1 pseudogene is annotated in these 223 nt (G+C 66.8%); it reads left to right on the forward strand.

Features of this window, described 5'->3' with window-relative positions:
- Window positions 1–223 (forward strand): annotated as a pseudogene (locus tag E4K09_RS29465) (protein-L-isoaspartate O-methyltransferase); the annotation flags it as partial.

Below are 223 nucleotides of genomic sequence, written 5' to 3' on the forward strand. Positions count from 1 at the left end.
GACGGCGCCGGATGGCCGCGCGAGGATGTCGATGCGGTCTATGTGAACTTTTCCGTCGAAAAGCCCGCCGATGCCTGGATCGATCGCTTGAAGCCCGATGGGCGCGTCATCTTCCCTCTTGGTCTGCCCCGGCCCAGGCCGAGCTCCTGGGGAGGCACCCACGCCCTGCACGGCGCGGGCCTTCTCGTGACGCACCATGAGACAGGATTGGCGGTGCGATGGC

This window comes from Microvirga pakistanensis (assembly GCF_004458765.1).
Lineage (GTDB): Bacteria > Pseudomonadota > Alphaproteobacteria > Rhizobiales > Beijerinckiaceae > Microvirga > Microvirga pakistanensis.